The organism is Pseudomonas morbosilactucae (genome assembly GCF_023241715.1).
GTDB classification, from domain to species: domain Bacteria; phylum Pseudomonadota; class Gammaproteobacteria; order Pseudomonadales; family Pseudomonadaceae; genus Aquipseudomonas; species Aquipseudomonas morbosilactucae.
Genome location: NZ_JALQCW010000092.1, coordinates 1 through 14,021, shown reverse-complemented (window position 1 = coordinate 14,021; position 14,021 = coordinate 1). Strand labels below are relative to the sequence as shown.

Here is a 14,021-nt window from a genome sequence, read left to right as displayed (position 1 = left end):
TAAAAAACCAAAGGATGCAGCGATGAGCTTGTGGCGTACCACCCCGAATATCGAGCAACTGAATGCGGCGCAGAAGAACACCATTGGTGAAGTGCTGGATATCCGTTTTGAGTCCTTCGACGAAGAGTCCCTGACCGCCAGCATGGTCATCGACCATCGCACCCACCAGCCCTATGGCCTGTTGCATGGTGGGGCGTCGGTGGTGCTGGCGGAAACCGTGGGCTCCATGGCCAGCTACCTGTGCATCGACGCCAGCCAGTTCTACTGCGTGGGGCTGGAGATCAATGCCAACCATTTGCGTGGCTTGCGCAGTGGCCGGGTGACCGCCGTGGCCAAGGCCATTCATATCGGTCGCACCACCCATGTCTGGGACATCCGCCTGACCAGCGATGAAGGCAAGTCCAGCTGCATCTCGCGCCTGACCATGGCCGTGGTGCCCCTGGGGCAAACGCCGCCCCCGCGTTGAGGGGCGTTATGGGCTGAGCCGGAGTGTCATCATTCCTGTCCGTTACTGTCATTGCTGCGTTGCGCTGGCGTACGGACAATCAGCCGAGTTTTTGTGAATGGGACGTTCGGTATGTCGCAACAGGTGTTTTTCGCTCACGCCAATGGTTTTCCCTCGGGCACCTACGGCAAGTTGTTCGCTGCCCTGGCGCCCGAGTACGACGTGGCCCATTTGCAGCAGCATGCCCACGATCCGCGTTTCCCGGTGGATGACAACTGGCACAACCTGGTGGACGAGCTGATCCATCACTTGCAACAGCAGGCGCAGCCGGTGTGGGGCGTAGGCCACTCCTTGGGTGGGGTGTTGCATTTGCATGCGGCCCTGCGCTGTCCCGAGTTGTACCGCGGGGTGGTGATGCTCGATTCGCCGGTGCTGACCCTGGCCGACCAATGGGTGATTCGCGCGGCCAAGCGCTTTGGCTTCATCGATCGCCTGACCCCGGCAGGGCGCACCTTGGGGCGTCGTGAGGAGTTCGCCGACCTGGATGCCGCCCGACGCTATTTCTCCACCAAGACCCTGTTCCGCGGTTTCGACCCCGATTGTTTCGACGCCTACCTGCAGCATGGTCTGCATCAGGTGGGCGACCGCTGGCGCCTGCGTTTCGACCCGGCCACGGAAATCAGCATTTACCGCGGCGTGCCCCATACCAGCCCGGGTCGAGCCCGGCAGTTGCAAGTGCCCCTGGCGGTGGTGCGCGGGCGCCAGAGCCGGGTGGTGATGCGCCATCACGCCAGCGCCGTGGGCCGCATGCCGTTGGGTGAGTCCCTGAGCATGCCTGGCGGGCATATGTTTCCCCTGGAGCGACCGCAGGACACCGCGACCTTGCTTAAAGACCTGTTCAGCCGCTGGGCCGGTCGCAGCACACGGAGTTGCGCATGAGCCCGGTGGTGGAAGAAGTGCGCCTGAGCCTGCCCCATATCGAGTTGGCCGCTCACCTGTTCGGCCCGGAAGACGGGTTGCCGGTGATTGCCTTGCACGGTTGGCTGGACAACGCCAACAGCTTCGCGCGGTTGGCGCCGAAACTCGATGGCTTGCGCATAGTCGCCCTCGACCTGGCCGGCCATGGGCATTCCGGGCACCGTCCGGTGGGGGCGAGCTATGCGCTGTGGGATTACGTCTACGACGTGCTGCAAGTGGCCGAGCAATTGGGCTGGCAGCGTTTTGCCCTGATGGGGCATTCCCTGGGGGCCATCGTGTCGTTGGTGCTGGCGGGCGCGTTGCCGCAGCGCGTGAGCCACCTGGCGCTGATCGACGGGGTAATCCCGCCCACCGCCAGCGGCGACACGGCTGCCGAGCGCCTGGGCATGGCCCTGCAAGCGCAACTGGCCCTGCTGGATAAGCGCAAGCCGGTCTACACCAGCCTGGAGCGTGCCATCGAAGCGCGCATGAAGGGCCTGGTGGCGGTGAGCCGCGAGGCCGCGGAACTGCTCGCCCAGCGCGGGCTGATGCCGGTTCCCGGCGGTTATACCTGGCGCAGCGACAGCCGCCTGACCCTGGCCTCGCCCCTGCGTTTGACCGAAGAACAGGCCATGGCCTTCGTCCAGCACGTGGCCTGCCCGACCCAACTGGTGGTTGCGGCTGACGGCATGCTGGCCAAGCACCCGGCGTTGCTGGAGCGTCTACCCTTCAGCCACGAACAGCTGCCGGGCGGTCATCACCTGCACCTCAATGACGAGGCGGGCGCCACCTTTGTCGCAGACTGTTTCAATAGGTTTTTCGCCGTTCCTTGACTTGCCACGGTCAACTGTCGAGGCTGGGCGGGTTGAAATGGGAGACAACCATGATAGATCTGTACACCGCTGCGACCCCCAATGGCCACAAGGTCTCTATCGTGCTCAAGGAGTTCGCCATGCCCTGCAACGTGCGTGGTCTGAGCTTCGACAAAAAGGAAAAAACCGCACCAACCCTTCTGAAGAACACGGCCCGCGGGCGGATGGCAGCGATTGCTGAGCGTGCCTCTGGCGATTTTCGAGTGTCCGATTCCCTCACCCTCCAGGGTGCCCAGGCGATGCTGATCCGATGAGCCTGGCCATGCGATCGGCCAGTGTTTTTCTATTGTCCTGCTTCAGCCCCCTGCTGTTTGCCGCCGACATTCCCGGCAGTCAAGACCTGCCCCAGGTGCCGCGCCTGGCCGATGCGCAGATCGTCGATTACCGGCCGGCGGTGGAGCTGGAGCGTATCTACCCCATGGGCTCCATTCGCAAGATCAGCGGGCAATTGCGTTTTGACGGCCAGGTCAGTGCCCGGGGCAAGGTCACGTCGGTGACGTACCAGTTGCCTCCCGAGCGGGCCTCCAACGAAGCCTTCACCCTGGCCCGAGAGGCCTTGCAGAAGCAGGGGGCCGAACTGTTGTTCTGGTGCCAGGCCCGTGATTGCGGTGAAAGCAGCCTGTGGGCCAATGAAGTCTTCGGCAACGCCAAGCTGTATGGCGCCGACGAGCAGCAGTCTTACCTGCTGTTGCGTCTGGCCGAGCCCCAGGACAATTCGCTGGTGGCCTTGTACAGCATCACCCGTGGCAACCGCCGGGCGTACCTGCATGTCGAGCAATTCGACAGCAGCGCGCCGTTGGGCGAATTGTTGCCGACCTCCGCGACCTTGCTCCGGCAGTTGAAAGACACCGGCCGCCTGGACTTTCCCAAATTGGCTGCCGAGCCAACACCGGTTTGGCTGAGTTTGCTGTCCCGAGGGTTGAACCTGGACGCAACGATGCGGGTCAGTGTCTCCGGGAGCAATGCCGAAGCCTGGCGCCAGGCACTGATCGGGCAGGGCGTACGCGCTGCTCGGATGGAAACCGGCAGCAGCGAGACGACCGGCCTGCACATCGAATTGTTGCGCTAGGCTCCCTCAAGGCGAACCCGTGAAGCGCGGTTCGCCTATTCTCCCTCCGTCGACCTTGCACGAGACCTTTCATGCTTAATAACGATCGCCTGTTGGTGCAGATCCTGCTCCTGGTGCTTTTCGGTGCCAGTTTCTGGGTGATGGCGCCATTCTGGTCCGCGCTGTTCTGGGGGGCGGTGCTGGCGTTTGCCAGTTGGCCGCTAATGCGTCTGCTGACCCGTTGGCTCAATGGCCGCGAGTCCCTGGCCGCAGCCGTGCTGACCCTGGGCTGGATGGTGCTGGTGGCGGCGCCCCTGGTCTGGCTGGGCTTCAACCTGGCGGACCATGTGCGCGATGCCACGGGCTTCATCAAGGATGTCCAGGTCGACGGCCTGCCGGCGGCGCCCGAGTGGCTGGGCGGGATTCCGTTGGTGGGTGAGCGTCTTGTGGCGTTGTGGGACAGCATCGATCAGCAGGGCGCGGCGATGATGCTGGCGGTCAAGCCTTACCTGGGGCAAGTCGGCAACTGGTTGCTGGCCCGCAGCGCACAGATCGGCGGCGGCATTCTCGAGCTGACCCTGAGTATCGTCTTTGTGTTTTTCTTCTACCGCGATGGCCCGCGTCTGGCGCTGTTCGTGCACAAGTTGCTGGAACGCCTGATTGGCGATCGTGCCGGTTACTACATCGAATTGGTGGCGGGCACCGTGCAACGGGTGGTCAACGGCGTGATCGGTACCGCAGCGGCCCAGGCCGTGCTGGCGCTGATCGGCTTCCTGATTGCCGGGGTGCCGGGGGCGCTGGTGCTGGGTATTGTCACCTTCCTCCTCAGCCTGATCCCCATGGGGCCGCCTCTGGTGTGGATTCCGGCCACAGCCTGGTTGGCCTGGAAGGGGGAATACGGAATGGCGGTGTTTCTCGGGATCTGGGGCACCTTCATCATCAGCGGCGTCGACAACGTGCTGAAGCCGTACCTGATCAGCCGTGGCGGCAACCTGCCGTTGGTGATTGTGCTGCTGGGGGTGTTTGGTGGCCTGATTGCCTTCGGCTTTATTGGGCTGTTTATCGGCCCGACCTTGTTGGCCGTGGCCTACAGCCTGCTGACCGACTGGACAGCGAGCCAGGCCCACCCCCAGAGCCCGACCAAGAACCCGGCAGAGGACAAGCCCTGATCGCCGGCAAACCTCAGGCGTTGCCCCGACTCCTGCATCCCTGTAGAAGCCGGCTTGCCGGCGATGCCGATCAGGCGGCGACGTTCACGCTGCTGCCCAGGGTCGCGACGTTATCCAACTGATATTGCTTGCTCAGGTTGGCGATCATTTTGCTCAGGGCCTCGGCGACGCCGGCCTGATCGGTCTGCGCCGTGCTGTCCTGGCTGCGACCGGCGTCCAGTGCCGCTTTCAACTCATCGCTGCTGACGCCGCCGCTGCTGTCACTGTCGAGAACCTTGAGCAGGGCCGCGCTGGTGTCGGTGCTCGAAGTGCTATCGCTGGCCTGCAGGGCGCTGGTCAATTCGCTTTCAGTGATGCTGCCGTCACCGTCAGTGTCCAGTTGGCTGAACAGCTCTTCGCTAGACGCCTGCTGGGGCGGTGGTGGTGGCGGTGCCAGGCTGGCGGCCAGTTCATCGGCGCTGACGTTACCGTCCTGGTTCTTGTCCAGGGCGGAGAAGATTTCCGTGCTGTCGGCGCTGCTGCCGGCACTGCTCAGGCCCGCGCTCAACTCGTCGCTGCTGACCACGCCGTCGCCGTCGGTGTCGAGGGCGCTGATCAGTGCGTCGGCCAGTTCGGTATTGGGTGCCTGGTCCTGGGCGGGCGGCGGCGGTGGCGCCATGGCGGCCATCTCCTCGCTGCTCAGGCTGCCGCTTTCGTCACTGTCCAGGTCGCTGAAGTTCTTGCTCAGGCTGACCAGGATGCCGTTGTCGCTTTTTTGCGACAGGGCACTGCTGAGTTCGTCCTGATCGACCGAGCCGTCGCTGTTGCTGTCGAGCTTGGCGAACAGTTCCTTCTGCAGTTCCTGGGCGCGGTTGTTGTTGCTGGTGCTGCTGGTGGAGCTGAAATAACTCGAATAGTTACTGACGCTACCGATCATGGGGCTCACTCCCTGCGGATGGATAAGGCCGGTGGGTGTACCGGCTTATGCAGCCTCAGGGGCCGATTTGTCCTGGGTATGTGGGCTTTGTAGCCGGCTGCACACATCGGCCTCAGGCCCGGGGCAGAAACACCACGGCCGTCAGGCCGCCGCCCGGGGTTTCTTCCAGGCTGAGCTCGCCCCCCAGGCGCCCCGCGGCTTCGCGAGCAATGGTCATGCCCAGGCCGACGCCGCCGGAATTGCGGTTGCGCGAGCCTTCCAGGCGATAGAAGGGTTCGAACACCGCTTCACGTTTGTCGGCGGCGATCCCCGGCCCGCGGTCGATGACCCGGATCACCAGGTGATCGCGGCTGTCTTCAAGGGTGATCAGGGCGTGGCCGGCATAACGCAGGGCGTTGTCCAGCAGGTTGTTGACGCAGGAACGCAGCGCCATGGGCTGCACTTGCAGGGGCGCGCAGTGGCCGCTGACCTGGACATCGGCCCCCTGGTCCTGGGCGTTTTCGCTCAGCGACTCCACCAGCGCCTGCACGTCCATCCATTGCTGGGCTTCGCTGGTGCGCTGTTCGTGCAGGTAGCTCAGAGTGGCGTCGAGCATGCTGATCATGTCGTCGAGGTCCTGGCGCATCTGGCCCTGCAATTTGCTGTCTTCGATCTGTTCCAGGCGCAGCTTGAGGCGCGACAGGGGCGTGCGCAGGTCATGGGATACGGCACCGAGCATACGCCCGCGTTGCTGCACCTGTTCGCGTATCCGTCGTTGCATCAGGTTGAAGGTATGGGCCGCCTGCCGCGCTTCCCGCGGGCCGGATTCGTCGAGGGGCTCGCTGTTGAGGTTTTCGCTGAGGCGCTCGGCGGCGTCGCTGAGGCGCTGGATTGGCCGGGTCAGCAACTTGGCGCCGTACCAGGCGGCAATTACCAGGGAAATGATCTGAATCGTCAGCGGCACCACCGGGCCACCGAACCAGGGCCTCGGCGGACGGGTTCCAGGCTGTGGCCCGGGCGCCGCACGTTGCCCTTCGGCTTGCCCGGCGGTGTGTGGGTAGGGCGGTGGGGGAGGCGGTGGTCCGTAATGCTGGAACCACAGGTAGCCGAGCAAATGGGCGAGTACGATCGCGATCAGCAGCACCCCGTACAGGCGGCCGAACAGCGTATCGAAACGCCCGCGCATCAGCCGATGTCTCGGGCGTCGAACAGGTAACCCTCACCGCGCACGGTCTTGATCAACTGTGGGGATTTGGGGTCGTCACCGAGCTTTTGCCGCAGGCGCGACACCAGCAGGTCGATGCTGCGATCGAAGGCTTCGATGGAGCGACCGCGGGCGGCGTCCAGCAGTTGTTCGCGGCTCAGCACCCGGCGGGGCCGTTCGATAAACACCCAGAGCAGGCGGAATTCGGCGTTGGACAGCGGGACCACCAGGCCATCGGCGGAGATCAGCTGGCGCAGGACGCTGTTCAGGCGCCAGTTGTCGAAGCGGATATTGGCCCGCTGTTCGCTACGGTCATCACGGACCCGGCGCAGGATGGTCTGGATACGGGCCACCAATTCCCGGGGCTCGAAGGGCTTGGCCATGTAGTCGTCGGCACCCAGTTCCAGGCCGATGATGCGGTCGGTGGGTTCGCAACGGGCGGTGAGCATGAGGATCGGAATGTCCGACTCGGTGCGCAGCCAGCGGCACAGGGACAGGCCGTCTTCACCCGGCAGCATCAGGTCGAGCACCACCACGTCGAAGTGTTCGGCCTGCAGGGCCAGGCGCATGGCCGCGCCATCGGTGACGCCGCTGGCGTGGATATTGAAACGGGCCAGGTAGTCGATCAGCAATTCTCGGATCGGAACATCATCGTCGACGATCAGCGCGCGGGTGTTCCAGCGTTTGTCATCACCGCTGACGGGGGCTTTTTGATCGTCGTTGAGAGGAGCTGGAGTGTTGTGCATGGGTGCGATGATCTGCCAGGTTGGCTGCCAACCACAAAGATGGGCTGCGGGGTTGTGGCTTCAGCATAGGCGTCCGGCCGGGGGGCTGGAAGTGCTGTTCGGGGGTGTTGCGGCTGGCGAGGGTAGCTGGCGCGATTGTTGTGGGCGTGTCGGAAGTGTATCTGAACTGACACAAAGGCCCGGAGGCCGTGGCTTTTTTTCGAACCGTCACTCTCCACAGTTGCCGCTGAGCATGATTTACCGATCATCGGGTCCCGGAGCGCCGTCGCTTGCGCTACAATCCGCGCCGATTTCGACTTGCCTGAGAGCCCCTTCATGTCCGCCTGCCAGACTCCTATCATCGTCGCCCTGGATTTCCCTGCCCGTGACGCCGCACTGAAACTGGCTGATCAGCTGGACCCGAAACTGTGCCGGGTCAAAGTCGGCAAGGAACTGTTCACCAGCTGTGCCGCCGAGATTGTCGGCACCCTGCGGGACAAGGGTTTCGAAGTGTTCCTCGACCTGAAATTCCACGACATTCCCAACACCACGGCCATGGCGGTCAAGGCGGCGGCGGAGATGGGCGTGTGGATGGTCAATGTGCATTGCTCCGGTGGCCTGCGCATGATGGCCGCTTGCCGCGAGGTGTTGGACCAGCGCAGCGGGCCCAAGCCGTTGCTGATTGGCGTCACTGTGCTGACCAGCATGGAGCGTGAAGACCTGGCCGGTATCGGCCTGGACATCGAGCCTCAGGAGCAAGTGTTGCGCCTGGCGGCTTTGGCGCAAAAAGCCGGCATGGACGGCCTGGTGTGCTCGGCCCTGGAAGCCCAGGCGCTGAAAGCCGCTCATCCGTCCCTGCAACTGGTGACCCCGGGAATCCGTCCGGCGGGCAGCGCCCAGGACGACCAGCGGCGCATTCTGACCCCGCGTCAGGCGCTGGATGCCGGTTCCGACTACCTGGTGATCGGCCGTCCGATCAGCCAGGCAGCCGACCCGGCCAAGGCCTTGGCTGACGTCGTCGCCGAACTGGCCCTGTAACACGCCTCCCTTGTAGGAGCCGGCTTGCCGGCGATAGCGGTTTAGCGGTTGGCGGCCCTTTCCGGCCGCCGTTGCGGATCACCGGCAAGCCGGCTTCTACAGGTTCAGACTTTCAGCACCAGCTTGCCGAAGTTCTCTCCGCTGAACAGTTTCATCAGGGTCTCGGGGAATGTCTCCAGGCCTTCGACGATGTCTTCCTTGCTCTTGAGCTGCCCCTTGGCCATCCAGCCGGCCATCTCTTGCCCGGCCGCGGCAAACTGGCTGGCGTAGTCCATCACCACAAAACCTTCCATGCGCGCGCGGTTGACCAGCAGTGACAGGTAGTTGGCCGGGCCCTTGATCGCTTCCTTGTTGTTGTACTGGCTGATAGCGCCGCAGATCACCACCCGGGCCTTGAGGGCCAGGCGGCTGAGCACGGCGTCGAGAATGTCGCCGCCGACGTTATCGAAATACACATCGACGCCTTTCGGGCATTCACGCTTGAGCCCGGCATGCACGTCTTCGCTCTTGTAGTCGATGGCGCCGTCGAAACCCAGTTCATCGATGAGGAACTTGCATTTGTCCTGGCCGCCGGCGATGCCGATCACCCGGCAGCCTTTGATCTTGGCGATCTGCCCGGCAATGCTGCCCACGGCCCCGGCGGCGCCGGAGAGCACCACGGTGTCGCCGGCCTTGGGCGCGCCGACATCCAGCAGGGCGAAGTAGGCGGTCATGCCGGTCATGCCCAGCGCCGAGAGGTAGCGGGGCAGGGGCGCCAGCTTGGGATCGACCTTGTAGAAGCCCCGGGGCTCACCGAGGAAATAATCCTGCACCCCCAAGGCGCCGTTGACGTAATCGCCCACGGCAAAGCCCGGGTGGTTCGACGCAATGACCTGGCCCACGCCCAGGGCGCGCATCACTTCGCCAATGCCCACCGGCGGGATGTAGGACTTGCCTTCATTCATCCAGCCGCGCATGGCCGGGTCCAGGGACAGGTACTGGTTGTGCACCAGAATCTGCCCGGCCGCCGGTTCGCCGACCGCCACTTCCTGATAGTTGAAGGTCTCGCGGGTGGCCGCGCCGACAGGGCGTTTGGCGAGCAGGAACTGGCGATTGATCTGGGTCGTCATGGCAGGCACTCAAGGGGGAAAAGAAGCCTTAGTTGATAGACCCTCGCGCCGTCCGCCGCAAGGTTTGCTGATGCAGCGAATAAGGGCCAATCCAGTGGCGTGATGGTGAGACCGGTGCTTTTATCACTCAGACCCATAAGCACTCAAACGGCCGTTTGATAGTGCTGCCGCCGCGTCCGCGCCTGTGGCTAGATGGCCCGGCATGATTTGAAGCATCCCATCGAGGAGTTGAGCAATGAGCATGACGTTTTCTGGCGAGGTTGCCCTGGTGACCGGGGCTGCCAACGGCATCGGCCGGGCTACGGCCTTGGCGTTTGCCGCCGAAGGCTTGAAAGTGGTGGTGGCGGACCTGGATGTCGCCGGCGGCGAGGGCACGGTGGAGTTGATTCGTGGCGCCGGGGGCGACGCCGTGTTCGTGAGCTGCAACGTGACCCTAGAGAGCGAGGTGCAGAACCTGATGGCGCAGACCCTCAGCGCCTACGGTCGGCTCGACTATGCCTTCAACAACGCCGGCATCGAGATCGAAAAGGGCAAGTTGGCCGACGGTACGCTGGATGAGTTCGACGCAATTATGGCGGTCAACGTCAAGGGCGTCTGGCTGTGCATGAAGCACCAGTTGCCGCTGTTGCTGGCCCAGGGCGCGGGCGCCATCGTCAACACCGCCTCGGTGGCGGGTTTGGGGGCGGCGCCGAAGATGAGCATTTATGCGGCCTCCAAGCATGCGGTGATTGGCCTGACCAAGTCGGCGGCCATCGAATATGCGAAGAAGAACATCCGCGTGAATGCCGTGTGCCCGGCGGTGATCGATACCGATATGTTCCGCCGTGCCCATGAGGCTGATCCGCGCAAAGCGGACTTTGCGGCCGCCATGCACCCGGTGGGGCGCATCGGTCGCGTCGAGGAAATCGCAGCGGCGGTGCTCTACCTGTGCAGTGACGGTGCGGCCTTTACCACCGGGCATGCGCTGGCGGTGGACGGCGGCGCCACGGCGATCTGAAGACGGCCCAACCTCTTGAGTGCCCGGTGCCAGCCGGGCACCGAATTTTATCGAATCGACCTCGACCGTCCTGAAAGCGACCAGGGCGTAGCTTTTTGCCATTATTCCGACGCCAGAGACTTGTGCTCTGGCACGCGGCGTTGCGACTCTTCAGGACTAGAAAATGGCTGGGTTGCCATTGGGGACTGGAAGGGGACTGCGTGCCATGAATTCGCCCACGAACGGACGTTTTGCCAACCTCGGCATGGCCAAGAAGCTGGCCATCGGTTTTGCCCTGGTCCTGCTGCTGACGGCGCTGGTGGCGGCCATTGGTGTCTGGTCGTTGCAAACCATCAGTCAGCGTTTCGATGGCCTCAAGCAGATGTCAGCACTGAACAGCGGCGTGCTCAAACTGCGCTTGCTGGAGCAGGAGTACGCCCTGCAGAGCGATGCCAAGACCGTGGATGCCTTGCATGCAAGTGTGGATGGGTTGTTGGCCCAGGCGGTGGAGCTCAAACAGCAGTCAGCGGCGAACGAGCCGGCCATGGTGGATGTGGAGCAGGCCTTGGCGGCGTATCGCAAGGCGTTCGATGAGTTCGTCGACCTGACCCAGGCCAAGGACCTGGCGCTGGAGATGGCCAGTTGGTCGGTGTCCAGCGTGGCCAATAACCTGGATGTGCTGCAGGCGGGGTTGGCCGACGACGGCACTTACACCCTCAAGGAGTCCCAGGGCAAAGAGGGGGCGGAGTTTATCGAGCAGGCCAACCAAGTCAGCCAGGTGTCGCGCTTGATGCTCCAGGCCATGAACGAAGCGCGGGTGCGCCTCGACCAAAGCCGCAAGGGCGATGAAGAGGCCGAGCAAGGCAAGATCGAACAGGCCGATCAGGCCCTGGCCCAGGTCGAGCAATTGAAAACTGCGGTCAAGGACGCCGGCTATCAGACGGTGCTCAATGAGGTGTCTGGGCACATCGCCGGGTTTGGCGAGAAGCTGGGTGAATACACCGGCCTGTTGGCCCAGGAAAAGCAGGTTTATCAACAACTGCGCGAGCGTGCCGCCCAGGTGATGGACCGTGTGGACCAGGCCTATGGTGCGCAAGACCAGTCGATGCAAGCCGAGCTGAAAAAGAACGCGTTGTTGATCATCGGTTCATCGGCCCTGGCCTTGTTGGTGGGGGTGTTGGCGGCCTGGTTGATCACGCGTCTGATTGTCGGGCCGCTGCGCAGTGTAATGCGGGTCGCCCAGCAGATCGCTGCCGGTGACCTGAGCGCCACCATCGAGGTCACCCGTCGCGATGAAATCGGCCAATTGATGTTGGCGATGCAGCAAATGGGCAGTGGCTTGAGCGGTATTGTCAGCGGCTTGCAGGCCGGCATTGAACAGTTGGCCAGCTCGGCCCAGTCGCTGTCGGCGGTGACCGAGCAAACCAACCTGGAGGTCAGCAGCCAGAAGGAAGAAACCGAGCAAGTGGCCACGGCGATGAATCAGATGACCGCCACGGTGCACGATGTGGCGCGCAACGCTGAACAAGCCGCGTCGGCGGCGCAAACCGCCGATGGCAAGGTCGAAAGCGGCCAGCAGGTGGTGCGTCAGAGTATGCAACGCATCGAGCAGTTGGCCGATTCGGCGGGACAGGCCAGCCACAGCATCGAAAGCCTGAGCGCGGAAATCCAGAACATCGGCACGGTGTTGAGCGTGATCAAGAGCGTCGCCGAGCAAACCAACCTGCTGGCGCTCAACGCGGCAATCGAGGCAGCTCGGGCCGGAGAGCAGGGGCGAGGGTTCGCGGTGGTGGCCGATGAGGTCCGAGCCCTGGCCAAGCGGACCCAGCAGTCCACCGAAGAAATCGAGCGGCTGGTCAAGGCCCTGCATACGGCGGCGGACGTCTCGGTGCGACAGATCCGCAGCAGTGGCGATCTGGTCAAACTGGCCGTCAGCGATGCCCTGCAGACCGAAAGCGCCTTGGGCAGCATTGCTGCGGCAGTGTCATTGATTCAGCAGATGAACCAGCAGATTGCTGCCGCTGCCGAGCAGCAGAGTTCGGTGGCCGAGGAGATCAACCGCAGCGTCACCAGCATTCGCGCCAGCGCCGATCAGTCCTCGTTGGCCATGCAGGGCAATGCGGCGTCGAGCATCGAGCTGGCGCAGTTGGGCGTGGAGTTGAAGGGGATGGTCGGGCATTTCCGCCTGTAGCGGCGGAGGGGGCAGGGCGGTGAGTCGCGTCGTTCAGGGTGGGCTGCATCCGTGCTGGATGCAGCCCCTTGTGTTCGATCAGTCGTAAATGACTTTCTTTTTCCAGTCGGCGTCGGCGTCGGCGACTTTCAGGCCTTCAGTCAATTGGTTGACCTCGCCTTCCACAGGCTTGGTGCTGTTGAGTACCATCTCGTTGGAGCGCACCAGGAGTTTCTCCAGGTATTCCAGCTGTTCTTTATAGGCGGCCGGCTCCGGCTGCTTGCGCAGGTATTGAACCGCCCGCTCGAACGCCAGGCGCGCCTGGCCGGGTTGGTTCTGCTGCAGGGAATGCTGGCCCAGGTTGTTGAAGAATTCGATGTGCAGCAGCACCAGGATGTGGCGAATTTCCTTGATCCAGTACTTGGCTTCGTTGGTCGGCAGGAAACCGTCGTGGGCCGCCCGCGTCACTTGGCCGTGCAGGGCTTCCAGCAGGAAACGTACGTCCTTGGCCTTGGCTTCGGTCTGGATCGGGTTGGGCGGGTTGTTCACCGGAATGGATTCGCCTTGGGCGACCAGAGCGTTGAGCTCGGTGATCCGCGCCTTGAGACCGGCGTTGGTCTTTTCCAGGTTCAGCAGGCGTTGATTGACGTTGAGTTCCAGACGGGTCAACAGCAGCTTGAGTTTCGGCGACATCAACTGGCCGGGGAAGGTCTCGGTGATCTCACCACAACGGCGCAGGCGATCCTGGAGTTCGACCTTGGTGCGGGCTTTTTCCAGTTTGTTGTTTTCCACCACATGGTTCATGTAGCCAATGGCGATCAGTATTGCGATCCCGGCTATTACCAGCAGGGTGATCATGAGTGGTGTCACCGTTAAAACCTCGATATGGGATTCGCGTGCGAGTGTAGTGGCTTAGCGTATAGGCGCATAGGGCCGTTCGACGAGCCGGCCGGAGCGGCGGTGCTTCTATCTATGGCGATGTCGGTGCTTCTCTCTATATAGCTCTATAGCAGCGCTGTGGATGGATGCACATTGCCACTATCTGCGGCTGCGGACTATAGCGTCTTGTCGGTGGTCAGAATACAGGCGTCAAAGCCCAGGCTCCATAAATCTCGGAACCGGGTGCAAAGCACGGCGAAGTCATTGATTTAAATAAATTTATATCAGGGGGTTGACGACCCCTCAAACCATCCATAGAATGCGCGCCACTTACAGCGTAAAGCACACAGCGAAACGCGGTAGGGAGTGAATGTTGTACGTGTGTCCCCTTCGTCTAGTGGCCCAGGACACCCGCCCTTTCACGGCGGTAACAGGGGTTCGAGTCCCTAGGGACGCCAATATGCGGGAATAGCTCAGTTGGTAGAGCACGACCTTGCCAGGTCGGGTCGCGAGTTCGAGTCTCGTTTCCCGCTC

At 62.9% G+C, this 14,021-nt stretch carries 14 protein-coding genes, 2 tRNA genes and 1 pseudogene; 12 read left to right on the top strand and 5 right to left on the bottom strand.

Translation table 11 applies throughout. The annotated features are described in order from the left end of the window. Nucleotides 1-22: 22 nt before the first annotated feature. The 6 genes from M1B34_RS30240 (at nt 23) to M1B34_RS30215 (ending at nt 4,491) form a co-directional block, all read left to right on the top strand. Nucleotides 23-466, top strand: a complete 444-nt coding sequence (locus M1B34_RS30240; RefSeq protein WP_123330277.1) for a hotdog fold thioesterase — start codon at nt 23-25, stop codon at nt 464-466. A gap of 111 nt (nt 467-577) precedes the next feature. After that, entirely contained in the window at nt 578-1,384 is an 807-nt protein-coding gene (locus M1B34_RS30235; RefSeq protein WP_123330279.1) for an alpha/beta fold hydrolase, read from the top strand. Beyond that, nucleotides 1,381-2,235 (top strand): alpha/beta hydrolase, encoded by an 855-nt coding sequence (locus M1B34_RS30230; RefSeq protein ID WP_268267041.1) that lies wholly within the window; start codon nt 1,381-1,383, stop codon nt 2,233-2,235. The genes M1B34_RS30235 and M1B34_RS30230 overlap by 4 nt, the downstream gene beginning before the upstream one ends. 50 nt (nt 2,236-2,285) lie before the next feature. Then, complete coding sequence (locus M1B34_RS30225) at nt 2,286-2,528, top strand: thioredoxin domain-containing protein (protein WP_123330283.1); 243 nt, start codon at nt 2,286-2,288, stop codon at nt 2,526-2,528. An 8-nt stretch (nt 2,529-2,536) separates the two neighbouring features. Continuing rightward, complete coding sequence (locus tag M1B34_RS30220; RefSeq protein WP_185039158.1) at nt 2,537-3,343, top strand: DUF4892 domain-containing protein; 807 nt, start codon at nt 2,537-2,539, stop codon at nt 3,341-3,343. Nucleotides 3,344-3,414: 71 nt separating this feature from the next. Continuing rightward, the gene (locus M1B34_RS30215; protein ID WP_268267040.1) at nt 3,415-4,491 is read left to right on the top strand and encodes an AI-2E family transporter; all 1,077 of its coding nucleotides are present in this window, start codon (nt 3,415-3,417) and stop codon (nt 4,489-4,491) included. 70 nt (nt 4,492-4,561) lie between these two features. Here the strand turns inward: M1B34_RS30215 and xopAW are convergent, their stop codons facing one another. The 3 genes from xopAW to M1B34_RS30200 all read right to left on the bottom strand — a co-directional run bounded on the left by xopAW (nt 4,562) and on the right by M1B34_RS30200 (nt 7,336). After that, a complete protein-coding gene (xopAW, locus tag M1B34_RS30210; RefSeq protein ID WP_268267039.1) occupies nt 4,562-5,407 on the bottom strand; it encodes an EF-hand domain-containing protein in 846 nt (281 codons plus the stop codon). A 112-nt stretch (nt 5,408-5,519) separates the two neighbouring features. Beyond that, on the bottom strand, nt 5,520-6,572 hold the full coding sequence (locus M1B34_RS30205; RefSeq protein ID WP_268267038.1) for a sensor histidine kinase: 1,053 nt from the start codon (nt 6,570-6,572) through the stop codon (nt 5,520-5,522). After that, entirely contained in the window at nt 6,572-7,336 is a 765-nt protein-coding gene (locus M1B34_RS30200; protein WP_123330293.1) for a response regulator, read from the bottom strand. Before M1B34_RS30200 ends, M1B34_RS30205 begins: the two co-directional genes overlap by 1 nt. Before the next feature lie 315 nt (nt 7,337-7,651). Between M1B34_RS30200 and pyrF the strand changes: the two genes are divergently transcribed. Next, entirely contained in the window at nt 7,652-8,353 is a 702-nt protein-coding gene (gene pyrF / locus M1B34_RS30195) for an orotidine-5'-phosphate decarboxylase (RefSeq protein WP_268267037.1), read from the top strand. Nucleotides 8,354-8,457: 104 nt separating this feature from the next. Here the strand turns inward: pyrF and M1B34_RS30190 are convergent, their stop codons facing one another. After that, nucleotides 8,458-9,462 carry an NADP-dependent oxidoreductase gene (locus M1B34_RS30190; RefSeq protein ID WP_268263331.1) on the bottom strand — a complete coding sequence of 335 codons (1,005 nt, stop codon included), beginning with the start codon at nt 9,460-9,462 and terminating at the stop codon, nt 8,458-8,460. 235 nt (nt 9,463-9,697) lie between these two features. Here M1B34_RS30190 and M1B34_RS30185 point away from each other — a divergent pair, with 235 nt between their 5' ends. The 3 genes and pseudogenes from M1B34_RS30185 (at nt 9,698) to M1B34_RS34220 (ending at nt 12,629) form a co-directional block, all read left to right on the top strand. Further along, on the top strand, nt 9,698-10,459 hold the full coding sequence (locus tag M1B34_RS30185) for an SDR family oxidoreductase (RefSeq protein WP_123330297.1): 762 nt from the start codon (nt 9,698-9,700) through the stop codon (nt 10,457-10,459). Between the two features lie 163 nt (nt 10,460-10,622). After that, nucleotides 10,623-11,765: pseudogene (locus tag M1B34_RS34225) on the top strand (HAMP domain-containing protein); the annotation flags it as partial. Beyond that, nucleotides 11,748-12,629: a methyl-accepting chemotaxis protein gene (locus M1B34_RS34220; protein ID WP_425273558.1), complete on the top strand. Its 882-nt coding sequence runs from the start codon at nt 11,748-11,750 to the stop codon at nt 12,627-12,629. The pseudogene M1B34_RS34225 and the gene M1B34_RS34220, both read left to right, overlap by 18 nt. Before the next feature lie 78 nt (nt 12,630-12,707). Here M1B34_RS34220 and M1B34_RS30175 read toward each other — a convergent pair whose 3' ends face one another. Then, a complete protein-coding gene (locus M1B34_RS30175) occupies nt 12,708-13,478 on the bottom strand; it encodes a hypothetical protein (protein WP_268267035.1) in 771 nt (256 codons plus the stop codon). 392 nt (nt 13,479-13,870) lie between these two features. On the opposite strand from M1B34_RS30175, the gene M1B34_RS30170 reads away from it, so the two are divergent. Both M1B34_RS30170 and M1B34_RS30165 read left to right on the top strand, forming a co-directional pair. Next, a tRNA-Glu gene (locus M1B34_RS30170) sits at nt 13,871-13,945 on the top strand. Between the two features lie 4 nt (nt 13,946-13,949). Beyond that, nucleotides 13,950-14,020: transfer RNA gene (locus tag M1B34_RS30165), tRNA-OTHER, on the top strand. Nucleotide 14,021: the final 1 nt, after the last annotated feature.

Excerpts from the sequence above, each read along its gene's own strand:
- M1B34_RS30240 (WP_123330277.1), top strand. The coding sequence starts at position 23 with ATGAGCTTGTGGCGTACCACCCCGAATATCGAGCAACTGAATGCGGCG.
- M1B34_RS30235 (WP_123330279.1), top strand. The coding sequence starts at position 578 with ATGTCGCAACAGGTGTTTTTCGCTCACGCCAATGGTTTTCCCTCGGGC.
- M1B34_RS30230 (WP_268267041.1), top strand. The coding sequence starts at position 1,381 with ATGAGCCCGGTGGTGGAAGAAGTGCGCCTGAGCCTGCCCCATATCGAG.
- M1B34_RS30225 (WP_123330283.1), top strand. The coding sequence starts at position 2,286 with ATGATAGATCTGTACACCGCTGCGACCCCCAATGGCCACAAGGTCTCT.
- M1B34_RS30220 (WP_185039158.1), top strand. The coding sequence starts at position 2,537 with ATGCGATCGGCCAGTGTTTTTCTATTGTCCTGCTTCAGCCCCCTGCTG.
- M1B34_RS30215 (WP_268267040.1), top strand. The coding sequence starts at position 3,415 with ATGCTTAATAACGATCGCCTGTTGGTGCAGATCCTGCTCCTGGTGCTT.
- xopAW (WP_268267039.1), bottom strand. The coding sequence starts at position 5,407 with ATGATCGGTAGCGTCAGTAACTATTCGAGTTATTTCAGCTCCACCAGC.
- M1B34_RS30205 (WP_268267038.1), bottom strand. The coding sequence starts at position 6,572 with ATGCGCGGGCGTTTCGATACGCTGTTCGGCCGCCTGTACGGGGTGCTG.
- M1B34_RS30200 (WP_123330293.1), bottom strand. The coding sequence starts at position 7,336 with ATGCACAACACTCCAGCTCCTCTCAACGACGATCAAAAAGCCCCCGTC.
- pyrF (WP_268267037.1), top strand. The coding sequence starts at position 7,652 with ATGTCCGCCTGCCAGACTCCTATCATCGTCGCCCTGGATTTCCCTGCC.
- M1B34_RS30190 (WP_268263331.1), bottom strand. The coding sequence starts at position 9,462 with ATGACGACCCAGATCAATCGCCAGTTCCTGCTCGCCAAACGCCCTGTC.
- M1B34_RS30185 (WP_123330297.1), top strand. The coding sequence starts at position 9,698 with ATGAGCATGACGTTTTCTGGCGAGGTTGCCCTGGTGACCGGGGCTGCC.
- M1B34_RS34220 (WP_425273558.1), top strand. The coding sequence starts at position 11,748 with ATGTTGGCGATGCAGCAAATGGGCAGTGGCTTGAGCGGTATTGTCAGC.